Below are 26767 nucleotides of genomic sequence, written 5' to 3'. Positions count from 1 at the left end.
TACCAGAAGGCAGTGGGAGGCGGCAGCCAGGTTCTCTCTCGTCAGAGCACCCCCACCAATCCTGCCGGGCAGTTCCGCTCGTTGCTACTGTAATAGCTGCACTGTGGAAGTTGTAGATAGAAGTAGCATGCAGTAGGAGTAACCCACGTTGGCCACTGGTGTCAAGCTTGCTATCGGGGGCAGGTAGCACCGGGCGAGACCCAACGACGTGGCACACACCTTTCGGCCCCCTTGTGCTCGGTGACCACTTGTGGACAGCGGAGGAACTCATGTCAGTTGGACAGGCACCGAAAACGCTGGCAGAAAAGATCAACTGGCTGATTCGTCACATGTGGCCACCGGACGTCAAGCCTGCCACCTCAGACGCCGAGGTCGCCGCCGCCCTCCAGAGGGTGACAGGAGAGGACATCTCCCGATCCACCGTGTGGAAGCTGCGAACAAGCCGACAACCGAATCCCACCCTGCGCACCCTGACAACACTTGCTACCTTCTTCAGAGTGCCCATCGGCTATTTCGGCGAGGGCTCGGAAGCCGAAAGCATCGAGGACCAGCTCACGCTGCTCGCGCTGATGCGCGACGGCGGTGTCGACACCGCGACTCTGCGGACTCTGGCAGATCTGTCCCCCGAAGGAAGACGCATGATTGGTGAGATGATCGCGAGCGCCGCCCGCATGGAACAGCACCGATCCACCCAGCCACATAGGGACCAGACTGATCGGTGACGGGACGGCCGACATCGACGTTGGCAAGGCGATTCCAGGTCATCCAGACGATGCACGTTCGGAAATCGAGAGGTCAGAACTTGACTGATCGGGATGTGAGACGACGGTGCCGAGCTCTCGTCGACTCGCTCGACATCCCCGATCCGTTCGACATCGGCGAGTTCTGTCTCCAGATCGAACGACGACGAGGGCGTTCGATCCGCCTGAATCCGATCGAGACCGCCCCCGGAACGCCATGCGGCATGTGGGTCAGCACGGCGGGCGCGGACTACATCTTCCACGAGCAAGGCACCTCGCCGTTGCACCAGCGGCACATCATCCTGCACGAGATCGGGCACATGCTCTTCGCTCACCGAGTCGGGCCCGGCCCCGGCGGAGGTCTTCCCGGACTCCTTCTGCCCGATCTCGACCCTGAGCTCATCAGGAGCATGCTGGGCCGGACAGCCTATGACAACACCCAGGAACTCGAGGCCGAGACGTTCGCCGACCTCATGTCCTTGGTCGTTGAGCAGCCCACCGAGGGCCATCCCCGTGAAGTGCGAGGATCACCTCCCGGACAGACCGAAGTAGTTGCCAGAATCGAACGAACGCTCGGTAGACCGCACTCCCCGCGGCGCTGATACTTGGTCGATCTACAGAGAAATGGGCATCTGGCCATGCTTTACGACGTTCTCGAGTGGAGTTGCATGATCGGCGCGTTGATGGCGCTGCTCTACACGTTGCCTCGCCTGGTGCGTCACCCCACCGAGGTGGCGGTAGTCGCTGTCTGTGTCTATTTCGCGAGTTCGTTCCTCAGCTTCTTCCTAGGGCTGGATTTCGTCTGGCCGTCCATCGCCGACCTGTTCGGATACCGGAACATCACCACAATTCTGATCCACTGCACCGTGGTCGTCCTGACCGCGGCCCAACAGGTTGTGTTGATCAACTGGTCCTATCCGCTGGATGTCGCCAGGACCAAGGCTCGAAAGCGCGTGGCCTCCTTCGGCGCGATGCTGATCCTCCTAGTCGCCATGTTCGTGTTCGCGCTCCCGCCAAGACGGCACGACGCCGAGACCGCCAGCCTGCTGAACATGGAGAACTCCCGCTACGTCACGTACTTGTGCGTCTATATTGGCGTGGTCGCGGTGGGGCAGATCATTACAATGCGGCTGTCCGTTCACTATGCCGGCATCGTCGGCCGCGCATGGCTGCGCCGCGGTATGTGGATCGTCGTCACAGGTGCGGGCTTCATCCTGGTGTACTGCGCAATGCGCTACGTAGAGATCATCGGGGTACAGAGCGGTGCGGACATGACGCGCTGGGACCCGCTCCAGTGGTTGGCCGGCGATGTGGGCTCGCTGCTGGAACTGGTGGGCTGGACCATTCCCGGATGGGGCCCCTGGTTGTCCCACGTTCATCGATGGACGGGAGACTACCGCGCGTACCGGCAGCTGTATCCGCTGTGGACCGCTCTGTACGAAGCCGCTCCCATGATCGCCAAGGAGCCCCCCGGCTCTCGGCTGGCCAGCCTGCTACCCCCGAGGGACCTCGAACATCGCCTCTATCGGAGAGTCATCGAGATCCTGGACGGACAGCTGGCCTTGCGTCCATACCTCCATCCCGGCGACGTCGAGGACGCCCGGCGCCGGGCGAGGGAATCCGGACTCGAAGAAAAGAGGTGCCAGGCCATCGCCGAGGCATTTCAGCTGTGCGCGGCGCTGCGCGCCAAAGCCGACGGACTCGCGGCCGCCGCACCCGCGGACACGCTTTTCGCCACACCAGGCGATCTTCCTGACCAGGTCCAGTGGCTGACCATGGTCGCCGAGGAGTTCGGGCGGATAACTCCGAGAGAAGTCGGCGCGTCGGTCCTCAGGGCTTCCCGCGCATGATGGGCGCCCTCCCCTTGCCTTCGGGCAGCCAGGAAGATCTCCATGTTCTCGCGGCACCGCCAGGGGCAGCCGAAGACCTCGCACCCGCCGACGAGGATTACGTCCTTGCGCTGCAGCAGAAGGTGCAGTGCCTAGTGGACCTCGACGTGCGGTTCGGTGGAGACCACACCTCCGCCCTTGCCCTGCGCGCCCTAGCCGCGGTGAGACACGACCTCGACCGGCGCGGGATTCGCCGCCGGGCAGAGCGCGACGTTCGTGCCGCCGTCGCCGAGTTCGCCGAGCTCACCGGCTGGCTCCTGTGCGACGCCAATCGGCACGCGCAGTCCTACCGCGTCAACCGGCATGCGCTCGCACTTGCACGGACGGCCGGCGACCGGTCCATGGAGTTGTTCGTTCTTCACAACTTGAGCCTTCAGGCCCTCTATCTGAGGCGCCCCATCAGCTCCCTGCTGTGGGTCGAACCGATTCTCGACCACGGCGGGCTCACTCCCCGGCTGACGGCGATGTTCAAGCTCAGGGTAGCGCGCGCATACGCGCAGATGGGGCTGCGGACCGAGGCGACCAAGACGCTCGATTCGGCCACCGGCCTGCTTTCCGAAGGCGTCAGCGACCGTGACCCCGGCTGGGCGTGGTGGGTATCCGAACGCGGCTTCAACCACGCCACCGGAGCGATGCTCGGCAGTCTCGGCGACTGGAAGGCAGCGATCGACCCCATCTCACATGCACTGATGGTTGCTCCCCACAAAGCACGCCGAGACCGCTTCCTCTACCTGTGCGTCCTCATGCACGCGCAGTTGGAGGCAGGTGCCTGGCACGATGCGGAATCCACCGTTGACCAGCTCCTCCCGCTACTTGGAACCGTCCGTTCGACCAGACCGTTGACCAGGCTCTCCGCCACCCTCGATCAGTTCCGCCGAAACGAGCGTCCGCCACGTTCGGCGCGGAGGATCATCGACGACATCTGGCACACCATGAACCTCTCTGGACGCCCCCAGAATTCCGGCGAGATCTGCACGGTGTCGGTCGAGTAGCCCAGGGGAATCTCACCCCTGGGCTCTCACAGAACCGTGCGTAACGGTCTCTCGTTACACGGCTCTTGTCCGTCCTGTTCACCGGACTCGAAGGATCGAGAATGGCCGCTGCACAGACCTCACAGGGCATGGCTGCGGGCATGCCCTGGCACGGAAGTTGGCGGCGGGGACGCGGCGTTCAGCAGTGGGGTAACGATGCCCAGGGAGGTCGCCCTCGGCCATGCCGTCGAGGTAGGTGTGACCGCAGTTCTGGGCGGGTGAACAACGGGCCGATGATCCGCGAGGATAGCTCGACCAGCGTCGGCTCCCAGGACACCACCAGTCCGTAGGACAGGAAAGGTCATCCACAGATCACCACCCAATGATCACGGGTCCCGAGAGCGAACACCCCCACAAGATCTCCGAATGTAGCGGCGGAAGGTTCCAAACTTGAAGTCGGACGAAAGTTTTCAGGACGACATCACCCCGCGCACGCAGACGCAAGCACCATCGTGGGTGCTCCATGGGTGCTCGTCTGCCCCGGTACGGACCATCAGCAAGAGATAGAGTCTGACATTAGAAAATGGATGAGACGCGGATGAAGCGACGCAAAATGACTCCGCGCGTCACCGGCCGGTACGGGGTGACAGCGCGAGCAGCGGACTCTTAGAGCGTGTCTCACGTGGATCTGACCGCCAGTGTGCGGCGTGATTTGGGGCATGTCGTCTGATCTTGCGCTCCGATTGGTGCCGGATGAGTTGTGGGCGATCGTTGAGCCGTTGATCCCGGGTTTGCGCCGCGCCGGCAGGGTGGTGGGACGGCGTCGGTGGATGATCGGGCGGTGTTCACCGCGATCGTGTATGTGCTGACCAGTGGGTGTGCATGGCGGCATCTGCCGGGTGAGTTCGGGGTGAGGGTGCCGACGGCGCATCGGCGGTTCACTGCGTGGACGCGGGCGGGGTTGTGGCCGCGGCTGCATCGCGCGGTGCTGGACGAGTTCGGGCCCGGGGCAGGTGGACTAGGCGTCAGCGATCGTGGACGCCGCCGCCGTCCGTGCGAAAAGGGGGGCATGCTGACCGGCCCAAGTCCGGTCGATCGGGACAGGAAGGGCAGCAAACTCCACGTGCTGTCGGATGCGGCCGGGCTGCCGCTGGTGGTCGCGGTGTCGGCAGCCAATGTGCACGACAGCCGGGCGTTCAGCCGTTGCTGATGGCGTTGCCGGCGATCCGGGCCCGGCGCGGGCCGCGCCGGCGCAGGCCGGTCAAGGTCCGCGCCGACAAGGCCTACCACTCCGCCGAGCACCTGGCCTGGCTGCGCCGCCGCGGAATCGTGCCGCGCATCGCCCGGCCCGGCATCGAGTCCAGCGAACACCTGGGCCGCCACCGCTGGAAGATCGAACAGACCCTGGCTGCTCGGCTACCGACGCCTGACCATCCGCTACCAACGCCACGGCCACCTGTTTAACGCCTTCCTCGTCCTCGCCGCCGCCATCACCTGCTACAAGAAGCTCGCCAAACGGTCCACATGAGACACGCTCTTAATCCGCAGGTTCGGGGTTCAAGTCCCTGACGGCGCACCCCGCTCCCCCACAGCAAACACAGATGATGTCCGTTTGCCCGTCGGCCTTTATGGGCCATTCTGTCACCCCTGTTCACTCCAGGTTCGCTCGCCGACTCGGATCGGAACACCATCATCATCGGTTTCGTCCTACCAGGCACGAGGCGGATGGCCGAGGGCGCGACTGGTCCACCTTCCGGTCGCATGGTGTGGGCCTGCAGTTGCAATCGACGGCCCCGAAACAGAGCGTCTCTCCCTTCGCCAAGGAAGCACCAGGGCCCTTTATGAATACCGCGTCGCGGCCATCCTGCTCGCCTTTTGCTCACCCGGCTCGGGCACGTCATGAGGCCGGTGCCGACTCCTGGGCAGGCAGCCCATCAGCGAGCAGCGGCGCTACAGTGCGCTCCGCACGGATGAAGTGATCGACTGCCTCGTCCGGGGACATCCCATACCGCTCGACGAGCTGTTCGGCGAAGCCGCCTGGTGCGTCGAACAGGGCAGTGCGGGTCGGTCCTGGAGAGACGACGTTGGAGCGCACCCCGAATGGCGCGAACTCCACTGACAGGGGCTTGGAGACCGATAGCAGCGCCGTCTTGGCCGCCGCTGCCAGCAGCCGCACGCTGGCCGCACCGATTCCCGATGACGCTCCGGTGACGAGGTAAACCTTGTCGGAGAGCTGCAGGTCCAACTTTTCTCCCTTTCACTGGTGCCTTCCGTTTCACCGGAAGGCGTTTATGTGGCGCCAAGACACGGTCCGGCCGGTACGGGGAGCGGGCCCGTGTTCGCGTTCGACGTGACGAACTCGCCGAGCCATGTGCGGAAACCGGGCCCCAGGTCCTCCCCCTCCCAGGCGAGCTGGACAACGGCCCGCAGATAGTCGCCGGGGTCACACCATGCATAGGGCCCTTCGCCCCGTCGCCCGCGCACAACTCGCGCAGAGTGTCCGTGAGCTGGACCTCGCCACCGCGGCCCGGCCGCGTGCGGCGCAGGACACCGAACACCACGGCGTCCAGGACGTAGCGGCCGAGCACCGCGTACCCGCTCGGGGCCTCGCCGGGCGCGGGCTTCTCGACCAGGTCGGTCACCCGCAGCACGTCGTGCTCGCCGGTCCTGGCCACGGCCGCGCACCCGTACCGGGAGATCTGCTCCCGATCCACCTCCATCAGCGCCAGGACGCTGCCCCCGTACCGCTCACTGGCCTCGGTCATGCGCGTGAGCAGCGTGTCCCCGGCGTCGATCAGGTCGTCACCGAGAAGGACGGCGAACGGCTCGTCCCCGACGTACGACGCGGCCCGCAGCACGGCGTGACCGAGGCCCCGGGCGTCGCCCTGGCGCAGATAGTGGATGTTCGCGAGGGCGGCGGACGACGTCAGCCGGGAGAGCTTCGCGTCATCTCCTTTTCCCCTGAGGACGCTTTCGAGTTCGAAACCGCAGTCGAAATGATCTTTCGGGGTGTTCTTGTTACGTCCTGCCACAATTAGTACTTCGGAGAGGCCGGCCGAGACGGCTTCCTCCACTACGTACTGGATGGCGAGTCTGTCCATGACCGGCAGCATTTCCTTCGGAACTGCCTTTGTCGCAGGGAGAAATCGCGTGCCCAGTCCGACGGCCGGGAGGACCGCCTTGGCCATTCGGCTGATACTGGTCATACGGCGAATTTAGCCGCACCTAGGACCGTCGCGCGAGAAGTCCCGGCAACGCGGAGCTACTTCAGCAGTTCTCACTTCGATCACCGCTCGGCGGGTCGGCCGAGCGTGCCCTGAGCTGGCGTTTAATCGGCTGTCGCGGTGCGGACTTACCGAAGACGCAAAACTACGTTGCCGACAAACGGTGGGTCATGCTGAGCGATCCGCGGGGATGCCGATCGGGGACGTACCGAGCGAACTCAGCGACAGGAGGCTGCCGCGATCGCCACGTTCGGGGAGCTCAGACGCCTCCGCGAGGAGGCGCACTCTGAGCGTTCTGTACGGCTCGCCCCCGCCACGGGTCGTCACCCGGCGTCCACCACTCTGCAGTGCCATGGACGACCAGCAGATGGTGCCCGTCCATGGCACAGCATGCAGGCATGTGCTCCTACAGACACGCATCCAAATGGCCTTCGCTTCGCCGCCGCACCGCCCAACCGGCGCTCCAAGACCGCGATCTAATGCCGCAACGCCAGGATCTCAACGTCCTTGTCACGATCGCTCAGCGGAAGAAGACCAAGCACCGCGAACGTGTTCGTCACCGTCGGATACGCCAATCGCAACAACACGGCCGACCATCATGCCGGGGCGACGATGTCCCGCGCCCACATCCGAAGCGATCACCCGAACCATCACCCCGTGGCCTGCCGACACCAGCGATCACGACTCTTACCTGCACGGATCTAGTTTCGGCGGACACACACGTTCGCCGGCGATCAGGAGCCGGTCGGTGCACTCGCGTCTGGCATTGCCGACCAGCGTTCGGCGAACGCCTTGGCCCGCGGAGCCGCACCGGGGTCACAATGACCCGAGCGCCGATCGGGGTGAACGCCGCGGTGAACCTGGTGACGCGGTCGCGGATGAGGAACCTCAGCTCGTCGGCGCGCCGCCCGAGGTCCATCAGCAGGTTGCGGGCCTGGGGGTTACCCACTCCCCCGACGGGTGTGCGGTCACGCCGGTCAGGTGGACCTGGCGGGTGCCGTGTTCGACGAAGAACAGCACGTACACCCGGCGCAGGAGCACCATCTCCACGTGGAAAAAGTCCACCGCGATGATCGAGCCGGCCTGTGCGGCCAGGAACTGGCGCCGACTCGGCCCGGCTCGTGAGGGTGCGGGATCGATGCCGGCGTCCTTGAGGACCGCCCACACCGTCGACGGCGCCACCCGGTAGCCCACGCCGACCAGCTCACCGTGCATGGGCCGGTGGCCCCAGGTCGGGTTGTCGCGCGCCCTCTCCAGCACCAGCCCGCGGATCACCGCCGCAGTGCGTAAACGTCCCGGCCGCCGGTGCGGAAAGGTCCAGCGGCGCTGCATCAGCCGAGCGCGCCAACGCAGCACCGTATGCGGGGAGACAAACGACCGCAGCCGCCGACGATGACCGGCTGGCAGCAGCCGGATCAGCGCCGAGATCACCGCTCGATCCGCCCACGAAGGGCGCGGACGCTTCACCTGCCGCTGCAGCACCGCCACCTGATGCCGCAACACCGGAATCTCGACGTCCTTGGCCGCATCCGACCGAGCCAGCAGCATCACCCAGCCGAACACCCGCACCACCGCGAGATACACCAGACGTAGCGCCATAGACACCGACAGTGCCTCACCTGCACGGAGCCCGTGGCCAAACATGCAGGCGATCAGGTTCCTCGCAGTCCAAGGCCGGTGACAAAGTTCTCGGCACCGACGCGTCGATCCCCGCCGGGTGGCCGACGAGCTCGGTCTGTCGTACGAGGCGCTGATGAAGCGCCGGCGCCGGGCCGAGTACCGCCTCGTCACCGCGATCACCAGCGGCGATCGGTCATGCAAGCGAGCTGATGTCCAATCCCGGCTCCTGATGGGTCATGACCAGGGCCGAACGACGCCGCGCTAGGACGGGCCCGGGAGGACACTCGGGGACGTCTTTGATATCCAGCGCGACCGGCCCAGCCCCGTCAGCCGGCTCTTCGGACAAGCCACTTCCCGGACCCGCTAGCAGCGACTCTATGCCTCCACCACCGTGACTTGGCAAATACAGAGGCACCCCGGGTCGGGGGGTGGGTGGCTCCATCAGACCAGGGCGCTTCAAACCGACGACTGACTCGACGACTCTGTCGCCGGCGGGGCACCGCACCGCTCGCAGCCGTTCGCATGGTCGTCCTGACAGACGTAGCCGATGGCACCTTCTACGCACCATTCGGCAGCTGCTTCGGACAGCAGGTCCGGCCCGGCAAGCAGGAGCCGACGCAGTTCAGCGTTGTCCGCAATGTCGGCCGGACGGCTGATGAACCACTCGTCGAACCAAGGCTGGTCCCGGTGCACCCGCCAGTGTCCGTGCTCCCGGTCGCCGACTGCGGCAACGAACCGATCGACGATGCGCCCCCAACTAGGTGCGCCGAACCAGCCGTTGTCGAACGCGCAGAAGAATTCGATCAGGGTCCGCAGGCCGAACTCCTGCTCGTGGAGGCGGTACGCACGGCCCCAACCGATCGCGTCCTGTGCCATCTCCGCGAGATCGTCGCGCGGATCATCCTCGTGCGCCGGGTCGTCAGGGTTGTGACAGGCCAACCCGAGCTCGAGCACAGACTGTCCAGTCGGCAGAACCCGAGACGGGTCGACGATCGCGAGACCGACAGCGACCCAGTCGACATGGTCGAACGACAGCATCGAGCGCACGAGCCGGGTGGTCGCCGCGTTGATCCGCATCATCGTGCCGTCGTGCAGCGGGCTCCTGCCGGCATGCCAGTTCTCGACAGGCGTGTTGCGCCACAGGGCGAGCGTGATCCGGGTGGCAGCGAGCCACAGCAGAGCGTCGTCGTCAAGGTGCCCGAACCGGCTGGCGCACTCCTGGGCGCCATACCGGATCAACTCTCGCTGGCTCGGTCGCGCCTGGCTGTCGGACCTTTCAGGTTCGACGTACTCGTAGTCGGTGGCGTACTCGTCGAGGATCTCGCTGAGCTCGGCTGCGCTGTCGGCGACGTTGTACTCGAAGCCGTCCGGCCCATTGACGGTGTACACGTCGTGGTCCCATGTGACTTGCACGTCGCCCCAGAGCACGACGTCGTCGCACTCGTCGACGGCGCTGTCAGTCACTACCGGCCTGATCGTGATCGGTGCAGGTCGCCCGTCGGTCCGCCCGTCGTCCTGTTTGGCCGCCCACGCGGTGATGACGCCGAGCGGCTTCGGGACGAAGGGACCGACCTCGGTGACGCTGAACGGCTCGTCGTTCTCATCGGTGTCGAACCGGCTGTTGATGAACGCGACCGCCTCGGCAGGCGTACTGACGACGGCTTCGTCGCCACTGTCGTTGTCGACAACTCGCCACAACACGCTGTTCTTCACGACGGTCTCCGATCGAGGTGGGGACACCCGGGGCTGGCAGGACGCGCCGAGTTACTCGGCACTGACTCCAATGATGGGGTGCCCGTCCCCTCTGTAGGTCCCGCAGGCGCTCGTCGGCGAGGATGCCTGAGCAGACGGTGGAGTCCACCGGGTTAGGGGGAGTCCTTGGTGTGCCCCGGCTTTGGTGGGGTCGTCTTACTGGGAACCTCGTGTCTTCGATCATGAGTAGAGGCACAGGATGCTAGGAGCTATCCCCCGAGTTCCGTCGCAGGATGTTGGACCTGGTGAAGGCCGGGCGGCCGGTGCGCGAGGTTGCTGCGGACCTGCAGATGCCCGGTCAGACGATCTATGTGTGGCTGCGGCAGGACCGGATCGATGCCTGCCTGGAGGCCGGGTTGACATCGGCCGATCAGGTCGAGTTGTTCGCCGCGCGGCGCCGGATCGCCCAGCTGGAGACCGAACTGGCGTCACCAGACGGGCGGTCGAGCTGGTGAGAAAGGCGGTGCCCCAAAAGACGCTTCCAAGCCATCGCGGTGATGGTCGGCGAGGGCCTGCCGATTAAGATCTGCTGCCGCGTCCTGAGCGTGTCAGTCGGACGATCAGCAGAGCGTCACGTCTGGCCGAAGGGCCGCCGCACGAACACTCGGCTACTCACCCTTAGAGGCAGGCTCTCCCGTGCTATCCCGAGTACGAACTGAGCCGGATGTGGCCAACAGTTCGGATGTGACCACTCAGCGACTTGATGAAGTCCCGAACAACGCTCACGGTGAGGGTGGTGCCGCTCTTCTTTGGAGGTGGGTGTGGCACGGTCCTCCAAGCCTGAGACCAAAGCCTCCGCACAAACGATCGTGGCTGAGTTCGGCCGGACGGTATCCCAGAAGCGGGGATTGGGGGGAGCCGAGGAGGACCAGCTACGAGGCCCTCTGGAGATACTGCTGCGGAAGCTCGGCACGTTCATCGGGGTGGAGGCCGTTCCCTATGGGGAGGTGAGGCTCGGCTCGCTCCGTGCGCGGCCGGACTACGCCGTGAACATCGGGCACGTGCGAGTCGGCTATGTCGAGTTGAAGAAGCCTGGCAAAGGCGTTCCCGGGGCGGCCGAGTGGCGTCCAGGGAGAGGTGACCAGGAACAGTGGACGAAGCTCTGCTCGCTCCCGAACGTGATTTATACCGACGGTGTGACATGGGCGCAGTATTCCTACGGCGAGCGGATTTCGCCGATCGTCAGGCTTGCCAACACGGTCTCCGATCTGCGCCGCCCCTCTGCGCCTGGTGTTGACGACCTGGTCGGTGTCCTTCGGCGTTTCCTGCTCTGGGAACCGGAATCCCCTCGAACGCTGAGCTCGCTGGTGAGAATTCTCGGGGGCTGTGCGGCCTGTTGAAGGATGAGGTCCACGCCGCGATCACCGACCCGCTGAAGAAGCGGTCGCAGATGCGGCTGGCGCTTCTGGCCGATGACTGGCGGGACCTGCTCTTCCCCGGTCTCGACAACGAGCGGTTCGCCGACGCGTTCGCACAGACGATCACATTTGCGCTGCTCCTGGCCCGCGTCGACGGCATTCACCTCCTCGGCGAGACCTATTACGGGATCGCCCAGAAGCTCGGGAAGCGGCACCTGCTGATGGGCCAGGCGTTCGCAGTGCTCACCAGCGGCGTGGACGATGAACTGGACACGATCGAGACCCTGCGCCGCGTCATCGACGTCGCCGAACTCAATGATCTCGACGTCACCCCCGCGGACGCCTACGCCTACCTGTACGAACGCTTCCTCGCGACCTATGACCCCGTGCTGCGCAAGGACACCGGCTCCTACTACACCCCCATCGATGTCGCCAGCCATATGGTCAGGTTCGTCGACGAGGTACTGCAAGAACATCTCGGCAAGGAGTGGGGCTTCGCCGACGACGAGGTCGTGATCGTGGATCCCGCTATGGGAACCGGGACCTTCCTGGTCGAGGTCATCAGCGCCGTGGCCGACCGCGTCGGCGACAAGCTCGGTCCGGGGACACGCGAGGACTTCGTCCATGATCTGGTCTCGAAGAGGCTCATCGGGTTCGAGATCCAGGTCGCCCCGTATGCGGTCGCCGAGCTTCGCATCCACGGCTCCTTCAAGACCCGGTTCCAGGTGGAGACACCTCCCAAGGCGCGACGCTTCCTCACCGACGCGCTGGCCGACCCGAACCACGTGCAGCGGAAGCTGGGCGCGCCCTACCGCGTGATGGAGGAAGCGCGCGACGAGGCGAACGACATCAAGCTCAAGGTTCCGGTGATGGTGGTCATCGGCAATCCCCCACACGTGGAGAACGCGAAGGGCCGCGCCCCATGGATCGAACATCCGCGACGGGGAACATCAATGCCTCGGTCCATCGCCTCGCGACCCTCCATCGACGAGTTCAGAGCCGAGGGTCTCGGGCGCTACGAGTCCGATCTGCACGGCATGCCCTGGTACTTCCTGCGGTGGGCGGCCTGGAAGGTGTTCGAGGCCGAGCAGCGCATGCCAGCGGGCGTAGTCGCCTTCATCGTCCCGTCCAGCGTGATCAGAAGCCGTGCCTTCAGTGGTCTGCGTGAGTATCTGCGTCGCAAGTGCAAGGTGGGCTGGGTCATCGAGCTCACACCAGAGGGCAACCGTCCACCGATGCCCACGCGCATCTTCGGCCCCGACGTGGGCCGACAACTGAGCATCCTCATTTTCGCTAACACCGACTGTTCCGATGAGGAAGAGGCAGCCGACGTCCGGTATATCGAGTTGACCGGAACGCGTGAGGAGAAGCGCTCCGCACTGGAGGTACTGAAGACGGCAGGTCCGGGGTGGCAGCGCTGCAACAGCGAATGGCAGGCCGCTTTCCTCCCCGCCGGCGACCCGGTATGGACCTCCTCCCCCTCACTTGGCGATCTCATGCCATGGCGCTCCCGAGGGATCACCCCTGGACGGACTTGGGTCTACGCACCCACAGCCGACCTGCTACACGACCGATGGCGCGCATTTCTCGCCGCCCCGACCAGAGAGCGCCGTGAACTCTTCCGGGAGAGCCGCGACCGAACCTTGCACAGCAAAGTCAAGCCATTGCCCGGCTTCCCACAAGCCCACCGACCGCTTGCCGAAGAGTTCATCGACTGCCCCGAACCGATCCAGGTGGCCTACCGTTCATTCGACCGACAGTGGATCATCCCCGACAACCGGCTCCTGGTCATGGCCCGACCGCCGCTCTGGCAGGTCCGATCCGAGCATCAGATCTATGTCTCCGAACAGGACGCTCACCAGGTCGAGGACGGCCCGGCTTTGACGTTCACCGGCCTCATACCAGACCTCCACCACTTCTGTGGCTGGGGTGGCGGCGGGGTGCGCCCACTCTGGCGCGACCAGGCCGGCGACGTCCCCAACATGACCGGCACGTTGCTCGACCACCTCAGCAGTGTATTGGGACTGTCCATCTCCGCGTCGGATGTGGTGGCCTACATCGCGGCTGTGACCGCACACCCCGGATACACCCGCCGCTTCAAGTATGAGCTGCGACAGCCAGGCGTTCGGATCCCGATCACTGCGGCCCCGACGGCATGGAACGACGCATTGACCATTGGACACGAGGTCATCTGGCTCCACACCTATGGCAGCCGCATCACCGATCCGACCATGACACTCAAACGGTCGGAGCGCGCGGTTGTCGAGCGCTTCGGCATCAAGTGCATGACTCCCGTGAGATCACTTCCCGAGCAAATTTCCGAACGCCTCGCCTACGATCCCGAGACACAAACGCTCTACGTCGGTAACGGCGCCTTCGCATCCGTGCGACAGGAGGTCATCGACTACACCGTCTCCGGCCGGCGTATCGTGTGGCGCTGGTTGAACGACCGAACCGCCCGGCCTCGAAACAAGCGCAGAACGTCGGAACTCGACGACATTACACTGACCGCCTGGAGCCATAACCTGACATTCGAGTTCCTAGCCCTTCTCTCCGTATTGACAGGATGCGTGCTCCTGCACCCGAAACAGGAACAACTCCTGGACGAGATCTGCGCAGGACCACTGATCAGCAGTAGCGCCTTGGAGGATGTTGGCGTCCTTCCCGTCCCACAAGCCACCACAAAGCCACCATCGTCAGCACCATCCAACTCCTCTTCCCTCCCCGGAAGCTAACCTTTGTCCTAACCCCTACGTTCTCGTGGCCGTCCAGGGCGACTCACGTTCGACACCGGACAGGGCGGCGGGTGGCGCAGGTGAAGATCCCCCACCCAGCAGCTGCCGACTACTTCGTATCGGGCAGGTCAGGCGACGTGTAGTTGCCCAGCAAGGCAGAGGCCAGACTCTCCGTCTGCAAGCACCACGGGCGCGGCCAGCGCAACGGCAGGCCGCATGGCGCCCCGAGCCCATGACCGCAGCAATAATCATGCAGCCTTGTTCGCTCGTTGTTCGCTCGTGGGCCCTGGTAGCAGCCGACAAGGGTTGACATACGCCGGGACGTATATGGTGCTCGATGCGGAGATCTTGGTAGCGTTTAGCATCGAGGGCGCTGATCCGACACGAAAGCAGCCGACTCTTGATCCGCGGGTTCGGGGTTCAAGTCCCTGACGGCGCACCCCGCTCCCCCAGGGCAAACGCAGACGATGTCGCGTTTGCCCATCGCCCTTTATGGACCATTCTGTCCCCCTGTTCGCTCCATGCTCGCTCGCCGACGCGGACTGGGACATCCTCCTCGGTTACGTCCTGCCAGGCACGAGACAGATGGCCGAGGGCGCGACCGGCCCATCCCCCGATCGCATGGTGTGGGTCTACAGTCGCAAGCGATGCCCCGAACAGGACGTGTCGGGCTTCCGCCCTCAGCGTTCTTCTCCCCGACCGGTCATCGGAGGCAGACGCAGCACCGCGAACGTGTTCGCCACGACCAAGTAGGCCAGTCTCAAGAGCACAACCGTTCACCATCCCGCAGCGAACGCCGCGCCGTGGATTGCTCTGCAACTAATCAGGCCCCGCGTCAGAGCCCGTTACCCCTTATTCCTCTCACCTGCACGGACATAGTTTTCGGCAGGCACAACGTTGGCGGTCGCGGTGGCAGGAGGGGAGGCTGCGCGCAACGCCGAAGGGCAGTCGGGCGCTGACCTGCCTTCGGCAGGCGGCCATGGTGCTGCACTGGTTCCCCGGTGAGCGCGACATCCCCGGCCGGGTTGCGGCGACAGATGTCGGGAGCCACCGCGCACCAATACACGGCGAGGGGATCGCCGTTCTGGCAGCTCACGAAGACCATCTGCACGGAGACCTCGATGGCCAGGGTAGCGATGGGAGCGCGTAAGGACCTGACCGATCGGCAGTGGCGGGTGCTGGCGCCGCTGCTTCCCCGGTCCAAGCGGCTGAGCCGGCCTCGTAAGTGGACGCGCAGGCAGTTGGTGGACGGTGTGCGATGGCGGGAGCGGGCTGGTACGCCGTGGCGGGATGTGCCCGAGCGGTACGGGCACTGGCAGTCGGTGTATGCGTTGTTTCGGTGCTGGCACTGCGTGGAGATGTGACCCGTTGATCTGGGCGAGGCTGATGGCCTTTGCCGATACCGTGGGGCTGATCGACAGGTGGGTGACGGTGGACTTCACAACCTGCCGGGCGCACCAGCATGCCGTCGGCGCCCGCCGCGATGGCGACGCCCAGGTCGAGCCACCCGGTGGGGCCGGCTGCCCAGAACCACCTGACCACGTGCTGGGCCGCTCACAGGGCGGGCTGGCCACCAAGATCCGTCTTGCCGGGAGCAGGGCCGCAAGCCGATGGCGGTGCTGCTAACCGGTGGGCAGCGCGGCGACAACCCCTGGTTCACCGCGATGCTGGAGCGGGTGCGGGTCGCCAGGCTCGGGCCGGGACGTCCCCGGACCCGGCCAGACCGTGGCTTGGCCGACGAGGCCTACAGTTCCCGCGGCAACCAGGCCTACCTGCGGCGTCGCGGCATCCGGGCGCCCATCCCGGTCAAGGACGACCAGCAGGCCCACCGCAAGGCCAAGGGCCCGGCCGAAGGACGACCGCCGGTGTTCGGCCCCGACGCCTACCGCCAGCGCCACGCCGCGGAATGCGGCATCAGCCTGCTCAAGCAACACCGCGCGGTGGCCTCCCGCTACGACAAACTCGCCGTCCGCTACGAAGCCACCATCCACGTCGCCACGATCGACATCTGGCTGCGAACCCTGGCCAACACCACTTTCTAAACACGGCCTAGACATCCGCGAGGCGCTCGATCGCGTCCGCGACGACGGACACGCCTACGGATCTCACGGAGGGGTCGCTCATGCCGGTCGACCGGTGCGCCCAAAGGTTCCTCAGTATCAAGGGCGAACCGATCGATCTGTGGTACTCCGGCAGGGCCACCGGCACGCCGTCCACCTCCAGGCCCTGTGCGGCCCGGCTGGGCTCCCGCACTGGTCTCCGATGTCGGGCCCGGCTCGGTCCACGATCTGGTCGCAGCCCGCGCCCACGTCCTGAGCGCCCTGTACGCCGCAGTGGCCCGGGGACTTCCCACCCTGGCCGACGGCGGCTACCAAGACGCCGGAATCGGCGTTCTTACGTCCATCAACTACCCCACCGACGGCCACACCCTCAGCATCGGCAACCGCGCCTACAACCGGCTCCTACGCGGCCTGCGCGGCCTCGGCGAACGCGAACGCCCGCATCTCGATCACATGGTGACCGATGTTCGTCCAGGCGAACACAAAAGGGTAACTTCACACAATAGACTCTCGATTGAAGTCCAAAACATTCACACCCCTTGCATCCATTAGAGATTCAAATTCCTCAAGCGTCCGCCGTTTAATGAACACAGCTTCGCTCCGATGGATCGGGAGCAGCCACAAGAACCGTGCCCTACCCGCGTCCTGTGATGCCCATTCGAGATCCGGGCCGTACGGATACGGGAGACTGACGAGCAGGTGTTCCATGCTCGATCCACGCATCCACGGACGGCCGAGATTGACCACCGAACCAACGTCGAGCTTATGAGCTTGGAACGAGTGATAGTGCCCCACCATTGCCAGGGTTTCGGAGTGTTTTTCATCGGCAAAAGGAGACATGACAAAGAATTCGACCCCTCCACCAGATGTATGAACAAGCGAGCATCCCGTCGTCACATAGACCCATGCTTCGCCTGCCCGCTCGGCAGAACGCGCCAACTAGAGAAGAACGGTAGTCGCTCTAGGGCCGGCCCGCTTTTCCAGGTTGCCTCCTCCACGAGGTGCTCGTTCCAGAAGCCGCGCATGTGGTTCTCCAGAGCAACAATTCGTACATTCTCGTCGGCCATAGGTCCAAATTCCTTGCAATCGCTTTAGAGTGTGTCTCATGTGGATAGTTTGGTGAGCTTCTTGTTAGCAGGTAAGTGCGGCGGCGAGGACGAGGAAGGCGTTGAACAGGTGGCCGTGGCGTTCGTAGCGGATGGTCAGATGCCGGTAGTCGAGCAGTCAGGCCAGGGTCCGTTCGATCTTCCAGCGGTGGCAGCCCAGGCGTTCGCTGGACTCACGCCGGTTCGGGCGATGCGCGGCACGATTCTGCGGCGGTGCAGCCAGGCCAGGTGCTCGGCGGGATTGTAGGTCTTGTCGGCGCGGTCCTTGACCGACTTGCGGCGGCGCGGTCCGCGCCGGGACGGATCGCCGGCAGTGACATCAGCAACGGCTTGAACGCCTGGCTGTCGTGCACGTTGGCCGCCGACGCGACGACCACCAGCGGCAGCCCGGCCGCATCCGACAACACCTTGCCCTTCTTGCCCCGACCGACCGGATTGCGGCCGGTCAGTGTGCCCCCTTTGTCGCGCGAATCGCGGCGGCGTCCACGATCGCCGACGCCCAGTCCACCTGCCCACGGGCCCCGAGCTCATCCAGCACCGCGCGATGCAGCCACGGCCACAGCCCCGCCCGGGTCCAGGCGGTGAACCGCCGATGCGCTCTCGGCGCCTTCACCCCGAACTCGCACGGCAGATGCCACCACGCACACCGGCTGGTCAACACTTACACGATCGCGGTGAACACCGCCCGATCATCCACCGACGCCGTCCCACCACCCTGCCGACGCGGCGCGAACCCCGAGATCAACGGCTCAACGATCGCCCACAACCCATCCGGCACCAACCGGAGCGCAAGAACCGACGACATGTCCCCGAATCATGCCGCACCCCATCAACCGGCCACATGAGACATGCTCTTAAGGTCATGGAGTTCCGAGAATTTCCATGAGCAGTTCACGCAGTTGATCCGACAGGAGTGCGACTCTTTTTCGGTCGACACCCCGGTCGACCGCCCTGTCGATCTGCCACTCCACAAAAAGTGGAGCAAACCAAGTAAGACGTATGAAGTCCGGATGCAGACGCTCCCCTTCCCCGATATTTACCGACCGAAGAAGCGCCAGAAATTCATCGCCAGCCGCTTGGGAAGATTCTCCTGTCCTGAGCAGGCCCAGAAAGCCTGTTTCGTCGTCCCATGCACCATTGAGTGCCTCCAGCACCGCTGGATCGTCATGCCTAGCCACTACCAGAATCCAATGATCGCGTCTGGATGAATGCTTCCAAAGATCAGGACCTCCTGATCCCTCCGTGCCCACTGGTCAAAACGTCCCTTTCCAGGGAATCCACCGGAGATATCTTCGACTCGACCAATGACCTTGGTGAGGTCGATGGCAACTATCCCATGTCCACTGTTGTACTTCTCGAAAGCAACACTTGGCAGCTTGCTCGTGGAAATCCACGGGCTCGCCTTCTTGCCTTCGACATGAGACAGGGGCGAGACACCGACAGCCGACGGATCGCGTGCGGTCAGTCCGAGCGCCGGGTCCTCTCCCTTTGCCAGTGCACGATAGACGATGTTCGGATCGACATCTGCGTCGGTGGGGCCGCAGTTGTGGACGAGAACGGGTGCGGAGCCTGCAAGCGCGTAGTAGGTGTGGTCGGCGTCTACGGTCAGGTTGTGGACGCGTTGGTGCTGGTGCCAGGTCTTGACCGCCGAGATCTGGACGTAGGTGCCGGCGCTGGTTCGGAGCCACATGCCGGGTTTGAGGTGGCCGGCCGGGTCCATTGGTTGGTTTTGGGGGTCCAGAAGGGGTGGTTGTCGGTGGCGGTCAGGGTGCCGGTCTTGGCGCCACGTTTGCCGTCGGTGTCGATGGTGAGTTTGACGAGGTGCTTGGCGCCGGTGTTGCTGAAGGTGGTGGTGACCGTGCGGGGGGGCGGTCTTGCCGGTGGCGGGGTCGGTGGCGATGACCTTGTCGCCGACGCGGACCTGGTCGATGGGTTTGGTGGTGCCGTCGGCCATCAGCACGGCGGTGCCGGGGACGAAGCTGCACTTGCCCTTGGCCGGTGCGGATCGGGCCCGGCCGGAGGAGAAGATCTTCTTGGCGGCGGCGGGTAGGGGTTTGGCCGCGGGGTTGCCCTTGGCGACGCTGCCTCCCTTGCCGGCACCGAGACCTGCGATCTTGCCGGCGATGCGGGGAGCGACTCGTTGGATCACCGGGGCGGCGGCCTTGGCGGCCAGGCCCGCGACGCCGTGGGTGACCAGTCCGGTGACGCCGCCTATCGCTGCTTCTTTGAGGAACCCGCCGGCCGTCCATTGGTCGCGTGGGGTGTGCTGGGCGTGGTGAACCAGGCCGTAGACCGCGCCGGAAGCGACGGCGCAGCCGGCGCCGCCTACGCCGGTCCAGCCGATCGCGACTCCGCAGCCGACGCCGACCGCGGCGGCGGCGATGGTGGCGCGGTGTTTGCTGACGAACTCGGCGCCCTTCTTCTTGGCCTTGCACAGCCAGCTCGTGCAGGGCGGGGGCGCGGGCGGCGCCGCTGCGGTCGATGGGGTTGTTCTCGGCGTAGGCGAAGCCTTTCCAGCTTTCGGGCAGGGAGGCGTTGAAGGCCGGGTCGACGCTGGTGAAACGGCCGATTTGAGGGTCGTACTCGCGGGCGCCCAGGTGGGTGAGGCCGGTGCTGGCGTCCTTGGTGCCGCCGCCGTACCCCTTGTCCATGCCTGCGGGCCACACGCCGACGGGGTTGGCGCGTTCGGTTTCGAACGGGCCGAAGCGGCGCAGGCTCCAGGTGTTCTGGTCGACGGCGTTGACGGTGGCTTCGCTGCTGTTCTGGTATTTGGGGACCAGGAACTGAACGGTCGAGGTGGAGGTGCCGGTGCGGTAGGCGACGGTGTCCTCGCCATGGCTGTTCCACTCGGGCGGCAGGTTTGTCGCTGAGGCCCTGGCGGATGGCGGCGTGAGGGCCGTCCGTAAGGTCGCACGAATCCGGTTCAACATCGGCAGCGACGCCGGCTTGCTTAGCGCCTCGCTCTGGCGGGCGATCGCGGTGAACGTCGTGTGGACATGCGCCGCCGAGAGCTCACGGAGGAGCAGCTTGCCCAGGTACGGGGTCAGGTAGAGAGAGGGATATGGCTGGTGTAACCGCGCACAGGCGGGGAGGAACGGTTGCGGGCCGCGATCCAGTGCGACAACCAGTCCCCCACCGTCAACAAGCTCGGACTCGCGTCACCCGCGCTCGGTGTCCGCAGCCGCGCCAACGCCGCCTCGGCAGCCGTTCGGGACGCGAAGCCACCCGGCGGGTACACCGACGGCGGCCATCCAGGTCGGCGGGAAGCTCCAGCCGCCGATCTCAACTGCCATGCCGCCGACCAAGCGCCCGTCTCGGACAGGAGCGGCCCCGCGACTTACCGGTGTCAGGGTGCAGGCAGCCGCAACGCCGGTACACCCACCAGCACCCATCGAAATCGGCACCGCCGACATGTACGCCGAACACGGCGCGTGAAGGCGCTCAACACGATGAGGCGCTGTTTCCCGCTGTGAACGGAACCCGGTACTTCAGTCCATGGGTCCATCGATTCGTGCTGATCGAGTTCCCCGGGGACCGCCTCACCGGCAGCACGGCGCGGGCGCTGCCGGGTTTCATCGACCGCGGCGTGGTTCGAGTGCTCATCGATCATGGTGATCGGTAAGGAGCACACGGCTCGATCACTCTGATCGGCCTCTCCGGTCCTCGGTGAAGGAACTGAGTGCTTGCGCCGTCTTCGCGGGCGTCCAGTCGGGGCTGCTGGCGGGGTCGGACGCGTGCGGGGCGGCCGATGTGAGGAACGCCGACACGGTCGCCGCGCTGATCATTTTTGAGAAGACCTGAGTCGCTCCGTTCATTGCCGCCGCCCGCGAGAACGGGGGCGAGGTCATCGCGAGTGCCCGCATTGCCGCGACCGATGTGATGGTCGCGCTCGGCGCGGTGGGTTGAGGAGGCGAATCATGCCGACGCCGAGTTCGAAGCCGAAGGTCCCGCATCTCGCAGGTTGATCACTTAATGTTGTGCGGCTGCGTTTTGTGGTGGTACCACGGCGGATTGTCAGGGTGGGTCGTTACGATTCCCCGCGTGGCCAAGAAGGAGCGGCAGCAAATTCCGGCGGGCGTACGGCGTGCCCTGTTCGACGCCGCCGACCGGCGGTGCAGCATGTGCCTTCGGAACGTCGACATCGACGGGAGCACTGCGCACATCGGCGAGATGGGCCACATCGCCCCGTCCTCTCCGGACGGGCCGCGTGCCGAGATGGACAGGCCCGCCGAGGTCGACGGCGTCGCCAATCTCATGCTGCTCTGCCCCGCCTGCCACCGGACCATCGATAAGGCCCCCGCGCTCTGGCCCGGAGAGACACTGCTCGCGATCAAGGCTGAGCACGAGGGCTGGGTCGCGGTCGAGAGGGCACGCCCCGAGCCGGTCAAGGACGTCGCGGAGGCGCCTCTCGGTCTCGGCGAGGTGGTCGAGATCGGCGAGGATCTGTTCAGGGTCACGGGCGCTCCGGTCGAGGAGTGGTCGGCCGACGACGCCACTGTCGTCTCCCGGACCTTCGCTCTTGGGCGGGACGGCCGGCACGTCTGGCTCCGGAGGGCCGAATCGCGGGAGCCCGGTCCCGAGACCTTGCGGTGGCGCGCGGAGCTCGCGGCCGAACGGGACCTCCTCGGAGAGGGGCTGCAAGGACTGCCCGCGGTGGCGGCGGTGTCGATGACGCCGGCGGAGCTGGTGCTCGCCGTCGACGTTCCGTCGTTCACCTCGATGGGGGTCTTCTACAAAGGCCGAGGGGGTGCGGCGGAGACGGTGAAGGTGCTCGGCGCGGCTCTTGAGGACGTGTGCGCGGGCCTCGCTGCCTTGCACGCGAGGGGGCTGACCCATGGCGACCTCACGCTCGGCTCGATCCTGGCCGATCGGCGAGGAAAGCTCGCCCTGCGCGACACCGGTCGTGCCTTCGCCTATTTCAGCGATCCTTCCGATCGGTTCGCGCCCGCCGATGACGTTCGCGCGCTCGCCGAGCTCGTTCACCTGATCGTGACGGGACGGTCGCCGGTCCCTATGGTGTCGGCCTCGATCCTCAATCCGGCCGTTCCTGAGGGATTCGCGCGAGCCCTCGCACGGGCCCTCTCGGAGGATCCGGCGGAACGCGGCCACATCAGCGAACTCGGTGCGCAACTGCGCCGCTGACCCTGGGGAGAGGAACGTGACGGGAAAGGTCGTCGATCTGGGGCCCGAGGTCGGGCTCGTCTGGTCCCAGAAGTTCCCGGAGAACTTGATGCGGCAGCGTGCCCGCCACCCGTTCCTGCCCGACCTGCAGGCGATCACGGAAGACCTCTGGGCGTTCGGGCCGCGGCAGCCGTTGGCCGGCCGGGTCGAACGCGGCAGGGACGGGCGCGATGACTTCCTCAAGGTCTACGTGGACGACCGGTACGCGCTCATGCTCTTCCCGACTCGCGATGGGCGAGGCTACTGGGTCGGGGGCATCCACCCCCTCCATTTCGACGACCATGACCAGGTCGCCCGGGGAGCGCTGCTGCTGCGGGCCGGCGGGTGGCGGGTCCACGCCCACCCCCGCGAGCTTCGCCACCTCTCGGGCTGGTCCGCCGTCCAGGCCGCCTGGAACGCCGGCATCACCGGTTCGCACGAGCCACGCCAGGACCTCCCCGACACGCACGCCCGGTACCTCGACCGCCTGACGACGCTGATCGAGCAGGGGCGCCGGATCGAGGCGACCGGCGGCGCCGGACGCCTGTCCACCTACCGCAGGGTGGCGCCCGTGGCGGCGGTTCGCCGGTCGGCCAGGTCGGTGCACGCGTTCCACCTGCTCGATGCGGGCCGGTTGACCACCGGCTCCCGCGTCCACATCGACGGCGAACCCGATCTGCGCGGCCGGGTCGAGCAGATCGACGAGGGCGTGGCCAGGGTCCGGTTCGAACGCCCCGTGGACTTCGACCGCATCCCCGAGGTCGGCTCGTTCGCCGAGTCGCCCAACCTGCTCGCCTATGACAAGCGCAGCGAGGCCGTCGAGATCCTGAGGGAGCGGCGCTCGCACAATCCGGCGCTGCTGCCCGCCCTGGTGGACGGCGTGTACCGGCCGTTCCGTCCGGCGGTCGGGACCCGCCCGGCCGAGCCCCTGGACCCCAGCCAGCTCAGCGCCTTCCACAAAGCCCTGGAAGTCCCGGACCTGGCCCTGATCCAAGGGCCGCCCGGCACGGGCAAGACGCGCACGATCCGGCAGCTCGCCCTGGCCTGCGCCGAGGAGGACCGCAAGGTCCTGATCACCTCGTACACCAACCGCGCCGTCGACAACGTGCTCAAGGACCTGCCCGACGACCTGCTCGTTCTGCGGATCGGGCGCGAGGACGGCGTCACCGCGGACTGCGAGCACCTGATGCTCGAGGCCCGCGCCAGCGAGCTCCAGCGGCACATCGTCGAACGGACCGAACCGCACTTTCGGCGCTACGCCGCCGCCGACACGGCCGGAGGAGCCGCCGACGCCCTGTTCCGCCAGTTCGCCTACGACAGGGAACGCCTCGTCGAGGCCGTCGAGGACGTTCGGCGCCGCGCCGCGGCCGTCGCGACGAAGGACGGCGAGGTCACCTTCGACCTGAGGCACAGGCTCGGCACGCTCGACCAGGCCACCTGGCAGCACCAGGCGATGCTCGCCGAGCGCGTCGAGGTGCTCCAGCGTCTGGAACGTTCACTGGCCAGAGCCCGGCGCAGGGCCGAGATGCCGTTGATCGGGCTGTTCGTCAGGAGACGGGTGGCTCGCATCGACGGCGAGGCCGCCCACGCGCGGGCCGAGGCGGACGGGATTCACCGGACGCTCGCCGCGATCGATAACGATCGGAAGGGGCTGCTGGCCGAGCTCGCCCGCGTTCGTGGCACCCATCCCGAGCTGAACGCGCTCCGGCGCGACCATCAGCAAGCCCTCACTGAGCAGGGCGCCCGCGCCGACCAGGCCGCAGGCGTCGCCGGAGCGTTGCGCGACCTGCTCGACGGCCCCCTGCCGCCGATCGCGGCCGACCCCGCCGCGCTGGCCGTCTTCCATGAGGCTGCGGAACAGGCGCTCGTCCTGGCCCGCCGGAGATGGGAGCTGCTGAAGTCCTGGCGCGAACGGCTCGGCCGCCGGAACGAGCAGCTGTACGGAGAGCTGATCAGGTACGCCGACGTCATCGGCGCGACCTGCATCGGCAGCGCGACGAGCGAACATCTCGATGACGTCGGCTTCGACCTGGCCATCGTGGACGAGGCGGGGCAGATCGCCACCGTGGACGCGCTCGTGCCGCTCGTCCGCGCACGGCGGGCCGTCATGGTCGGCGACCACGTCCAGCTGCCGCCGCTCCCCGACCAGGAGCTCCTCACCTGGGCGGCGGCCGAGCACCCGGACGATCCCGACCTGGCCCGCCTGGTCACCCACAGCGCGTTCGAGCTGGCCTTTCCCACGGTCCCGCCGGGACACCGTGAACTGCTGCGCTACCAGCGCCGGATGCCCGAGATGGTGGCCCGGTTCGTGTCCGAACAGTTCTACGGCGGATTCCTGGAGACCGCCGTCGAGCGGACGCACCGCGACGACCTGTTCGCCGCGCCGCTGGCGTTCGTCGACACCTCCGCGCTGCCCCAGAAAGAACGCCGCGGCAGGAGGCCGAGGCCCGACGAACCCTGGCCGAAGCGGAGCTGGCTCAACGACCGGGAGGCCGAACTGGCGGCCCGGCTCGCCGCCCATTACCACGCGCGTTCCGGCGACTGGGCGGTGATCCTTCCCTACTCCGCGCAGATCGGGCTGGTCTCCGAACTGCTGGCGAAGGAGATCGGTGACCAGGACGCGATCGCCCGTCGCGTCGCCACCGTCGACTCGTTCCAGGGCGGCGAACACGACACGATCATCTTCGGTTTCACGGTCAGCAACCCCTCCGGTCACATCGGGTTCCTGCGGGAGGTCCGCCGTTCGAACGTGGCGTTCTCCCGTGCCCGGCAGCGGCTGATCCTCATCGGCGACCTCAGCACGCTGCTCAACACGGGCGACCCGCTCTTCCGCGGCATGGTCGACAACCTGCACGAGCACGTCCGGCGACGCGGAGACCTCCGCGCCTACCGCGACGTCATGGGCGTTCTCGGGGAGGACACGTGAGCAGGAACGACGGCCCGCTTTACGCCCAGACCCGCGCGCTGGAACACGCGGCGAGCCTCCCCGGCGTCCGGCCCCTCCGCGTCCACTCCCTCGCGTTCCCCCTGCATGCCGCCGAACTGGACGCCACGATCGAGGAACACGGCCCGTTCGACCTGCTCGACCGGTACGTCGGCCTGGCCATAGCCGACGCGCGCTTCACCACCGCGCCGGAGATCGCCGCGTTCCTGGGCATCTCCGAGCGCATGGTCGACCGGGTCCTGCGGTTCCTGCACGGCATCGGTCACGTCCAGGCGAACGGTGGCAGTCTGACCCTCACACCACGCGGCTTCCGGGCGGTCCGCGACGACCGCCGCTACGTCGAGAAGCGCGAGAAGCTCCGGATCTACTTCGACGGCGTCCGCTGCGGCCCGCTGCGCACGGCCCACTACGCGCCCGGGGTCCGCGTCCTCGACCGCGAGGCCGCCCACGCCCAGCGCACCTTCCGCCTGCTCCAACACGGCGGCCCCTTCCAACCGGGCGCCGTCGACGACCTGGCTCGACGTCCCGACCGTGGCGACTACGACCTGCCCGACGAGCTGCTGAACCTCGAAGTGTCGAGCATCGATCAGGCGTTCCTGCCCTGCTACGTGATCAGGGCGCGCAAGGGCGGCGCCCGCACGACGATGGTCTACTCCGGCGTCGCCGACCGCCGCGATCTGCACATCGAGAAGATCTTCAACGGCTGGCCGAAGTCCGCCCATGTCATGGAAGCCTCGGACGCCGAGGAGCCGCGCGACCATTTCGCCGGCTGGATGCGCCAGCGCGACATCGCCCCAGACGCGATCGTTTGGCAGGACCATGACAGCCCCCGTCTCAACCTGCCGCCGTCCCGGTACACCGACAAGGAGAACCGCCCGAAGAACACGTTCTCCCTGAGTATGCTCGGCGCGTACGTCGCTCCCCGCAGCCACGTTCTCCAGCTGTGGTGCGACGACTCCGCGACCCGCGAGAAAGCCGCCTTGGGCCGCGCACTCGCCTACGTCTCCTCCACCCGCCGCACCCGGGACCAGCTCACCGAGTTCCTGCAACGCGTGTCCGGCCAGCTCGAACTCCCATCAGACCTCACCGAGGAGATCCTCCAGCGCCACGCCCGCGAGGTCGGCTACGGCCCACTCAACCTGAAGGGCTGATCGTCCTCCAGTCCGACGACCACTACGCGCTGTACGACGCCGCCCTGCTCTATCGGG

Annotated in this window: 18 protein-coding genes and 6 pseudogenes; 15 read left to right on the top strand and 9 right to left on the bottom strand. The window is 66.2% G+C overall.

Features of this window, described 5'->3' with window-relative positions; genetic code table 11:
• Nucleotides 1–269: 269 nt before the first annotated feature.
• The 5 genes and pseudogenes from GEV43_RS25640 to GEV43_RS25620 all read left to right on the top strand — a co-directional run bounded on the left by GEV43_RS25640 (nt 270) and on the right by GEV43_RS25620 (nt 5128).
• A complete protein-coding gene (locus GEV43_RS25640) occupies nt 270–722 on the top strand; it encodes an XRE family transcriptional regulator (RefSeq protein ID WP_160822889.1) in 453 nt (150 codons plus the stop codon).
• Between the two features lie 80 nt (nt 723–802).
• Nucleotides 803–1342 carry a hypothetical protein gene (locus tag GEV43_RS25635; RefSeq protein WP_160822888.1) on the top strand — a complete coding sequence of 180 codons (540 nt, stop codon included), beginning with the start codon at nt 803–805 and terminating at the stop codon, nt 1340–1342.
• Nucleotides 1343–1408: 66 nt separating this feature from the next.
• Nucleotides 1409–2590, top strand: coding sequence for an MAB_1171c family putative transporter (locus tag GEV43_RS25630; protein WP_160822887.1), 1182 nt, complete (start codon nt 1409–1411; stop codon nt 2588–2590).
• Nucleotides 2587–3621 carry a hypothetical protein gene (locus GEV43_RS25625; protein ID WP_160822886.1) on the top strand — a complete coding sequence of 345 codons (1035 nt, stop codon included), beginning with the start codon at nt 2587–2589 and terminating at the stop codon, nt 3619–3621. The genes GEV43_RS25630 and GEV43_RS25625 overlap by 4 nt, the downstream gene beginning before the upstream one ends.
• Nucleotides 3622–4319: 698 nt before the next feature.
• A pseudogene (locus GEV43_RS25620) lies at nt 4320–5128 on the top strand (IS5 family transposase).
• Nucleotides 5129–5497: 369 nt separating this feature from the next.
• Here GEV43_RS25620 and GEV43_RS25615 read toward each other — a convergent pair.
• The 3 genes and pseudogenes from GEV43_RS25615 to GEV43_RS25605 form a co-directional block, all read right to left on the bottom strand.
• Nucleotides 5498–5845, bottom strand: a complete 348-nt coding sequence (locus GEV43_RS25615) for an SDR family oxidoreductase (RefSeq protein WP_160822885.1) — start codon at nt 5843–5845, stop codon at nt 5498–5500.
• A 292-nt stretch (nt 5846–6137) separates the two neighbouring features.
• A pseudogene (locus GEV43_RS25610) lies at nt 6138–6788 on the bottom strand (UTP--glucose-1-phosphate uridylyltransferase); the annotation flags it as partial.
• 954 nt (nt 6789–7742) lie between these two features.
• A complete protein-coding gene (locus tag GEV43_RS25605) occupies nt 7743–8423 on the bottom strand; it encodes a hypothetical protein (RefSeq protein ID WP_206681280.1) in 681 nt (226 codons plus the stop codon).
• A 118-nt stretch (nt 8424–8541) separates the two neighbouring features.
• On the opposite strand from GEV43_RS25605, the gene GEV43_RS25600 reads away from it, so the two are divergent.
• Nucleotides 8542–8709 carry a hypothetical protein gene (locus GEV43_RS25600; protein ID WP_160822884.1) on the top strand — a complete coding sequence of 56 codons (168 nt, stop codon included), beginning with the start codon at nt 8542–8544 and terminating at the stop codon, nt 8707–8709.
• 191 nt (nt 8710–8900) lie between these two features.
• Here the strand turns inward: GEV43_RS25600 and GEV43_RS25595 are convergent, their stop codons facing one another.
• Nucleotides 8901–10157 (bottom strand): hypothetical protein, encoded by a 1257-nt coding sequence (locus GEV43_RS25595; RefSeq protein WP_160822883.1) that lies wholly within the window; start codon nt 10155–10157, stop codon nt 8901–8903.
• A gap of 263 nt (nt 10158–10420) precedes the next feature.
• On the opposite strand from GEV43_RS25595, the pseudogene GEV43_RS25590 reads away from it, so the two are divergent.
• The 5 genes and pseudogenes from GEV43_RS25590 to GEV43_RS56290 all read left to right on the top strand — a co-directional run.
• A pseudogene (locus GEV43_RS25590) lies at nt 10421–10651 on the top strand (transposase); the annotation flags it as partial.
• A 306-nt stretch (nt 10652–10957) separates the two neighbouring features.
• On the top strand, nt 10958–11536 hold the full coding sequence (locus tag GEV43_RS25585; protein WP_160822881.1) for a hypothetical protein: 579 nt from the start codon (nt 10958–10960) through the stop codon (nt 11534–11536).
• A complete protein-coding gene (locus tag GEV43_RS25580; RefSeq protein ID WP_160822880.1) occupies nt 11533–14289 on the top strand; it encodes a type ISP restriction/modification enzyme in 2757 nt (918 codons plus the stop codon). The genes GEV43_RS25585 and GEV43_RS25580 overlap by 4 nt, the downstream gene beginning before the upstream one ends.
• A gap of 1037 nt (nt 14290–15326) precedes the next feature.
• Nucleotides 15327–15653 (top strand): transposase, encoded by a 327-nt coding sequence (locus GEV43_RS56295; RefSeq protein WP_375539105.1) that lies wholly within the window; start codon nt 15327–15329, stop codon nt 15651–15653.
• Between the two features lie 240 nt (nt 15654–15893).
• A pseudogene (locus GEV43_RS56290) lies at nt 15894–16331 on the top strand (transposase); the annotation flags it as partial.
• A 513-nt stretch (nt 16332–16844) separates the two neighbouring features.
• Here GEV43_RS56290 and GEV43_RS25570 read toward each other — a convergent pair.
• From GEV43_RS25570 to GEV43_RS56280, 5 genes and pseudogenes are all read right to left on the bottom strand, one after another.
• Nucleotides 16845–17288, bottom strand: coding sequence for a suppressor of fused domain protein (locus GEV43_RS25570; protein ID WP_241683039.1), 444 nt, complete (start codon nt 17286–17288; stop codon nt 16845–16847).
• 192 nt (nt 17289–17480) lie between these two features.
• Nucleotides 17481–18260 (bottom strand): annotated as a pseudogene (locus GEV43_RS56285) (IS5 family transposase).
• A 55-nt stretch (nt 18261–18315) separates the two neighbouring features.
• Nucleotides 18316–18609: a hypothetical protein gene (locus GEV43_RS25560; protein ID WP_160822879.1), complete on the bottom strand. Its 294-nt coding sequence runs from the start codon at nt 18607–18609 to the stop codon at nt 18316–18318.
• 23 nt (nt 18610–18632) lie between these two features.
• Nucleotides 18633–19604, bottom strand: coding sequence for a hypothetical protein (locus GEV43_RS51030; protein ID WP_164717149.1), 972 nt, complete (start codon nt 19602–19604; stop codon nt 18633–18635).
• A gap of 388 nt (nt 19605–19992) precedes the next feature.
• Nucleotides 19993–20106: pseudogene (locus GEV43_RS56280) on the bottom strand (RHS repeat-associated core domain-containing protein); the annotation flags it as partial.
• A 1015-nt stretch (nt 20107–21121) separates the two neighbouring features.
• Between GEV43_RS56280 and GEV43_RS53985 the strand changes: the two are divergent.
• The 4 genes from GEV43_RS53985 to GEV43_RS25535 all read left to right on the top strand — a co-directional run bounded on the left by GEV43_RS53985 (nt 21122) and on the right by GEV43_RS25535 (nt 26710).
• The gene (locus tag GEV43_RS53985; RefSeq protein ID WP_302930987.1) at nt 21122–21256 is read left to right on the top strand and encodes a hypothetical protein; all 135 of its coding nucleotides are present in this window, start codon (nt 21122–21124) and stop codon (nt 21254–21256) included.
• Nucleotides 21257–21496: 240 nt separating this feature from the next.
• The gene (locus GEV43_RS25545) at nt 21497–22597 is read left to right on the top strand and encodes a hypothetical protein (protein ID WP_160822877.1); all 1101 of its coding nucleotides are present in this window, start codon (nt 21497–21499) and stop codon (nt 22595–22597) included.
• A gap of 16 nt (nt 22598–22613) precedes the next feature.
• Entirely contained in the window at nt 22614–25541 is a 2928-nt protein-coding gene (locus tag GEV43_RS25540; protein ID WP_160822876.1) for a DEAD/DEAH box helicase, read from the top strand.
• The gene (locus GEV43_RS25535; protein ID WP_160822875.1) at nt 25538–26710 is read left to right on the top strand and encodes a hypothetical protein; all 1173 of its coding nucleotides are present in this window, start codon (nt 25538–25540) and stop codon (nt 26708–26710) included. Before GEV43_RS25540 ends, GEV43_RS25535 begins: the two co-directional genes overlap by 4 nt.
• Nucleotides 26711–26767 lie beyond the last annotated feature (57 nt).

Origin of the sequence: Actinomadura sp. J1-007 (assembly GCF_009793335.1) — a bacterium.
Classification (GTDB): domain Bacteria; phylum Actinomycetota; class Actinomycetes; order Streptosporangiales; family Streptosporangiaceae; genus Spirillospora; species Spirillospora yumaensis.
Note: the sequence above shows the minus strand (reverse complement) of the source record. Positions and strands in the feature narration are given on the sequence as shown.

Bases quoted from the DNA above. Each gene is read 5' to 3' on its own strand.
- GEV43_RS25625 (WP_160822886.1), top strand. From the start codon at position 2,587: ATGATGGGCGCCCTCCCCTTGCCTTCGGGCAGCCAGGAAGATCTCCAT.
- GEV43_RS25605 (WP_206681280.1), bottom strand. From the start codon at position 8,423: ATGGCGCTACGTCTGGTGTATCTCGCGGTGGTGCGGGTGTTCGGCTGG.
- GEV43_RS25640 (WP_160822889.1), top strand. From the start codon at position 270: ATGTCAGTTGGACAGGCACCGAAAACGCTGGCAGAAAAGATCAACTGG.
- GEV43_RS56295 (WP_375539105.1), top strand. From the start codon at position 15,327: ATGTCGGGAGCCACCGCGCACCAATACACGGCGAGGGGATCGCCGTTC.
- GEV43_RS25630 (WP_160822887.1), top strand. From the start codon at position 1,409: ATGATCGGCGCGTTGATGGCGCTGCTCTACACGTTGCCTCGCCTGGTG.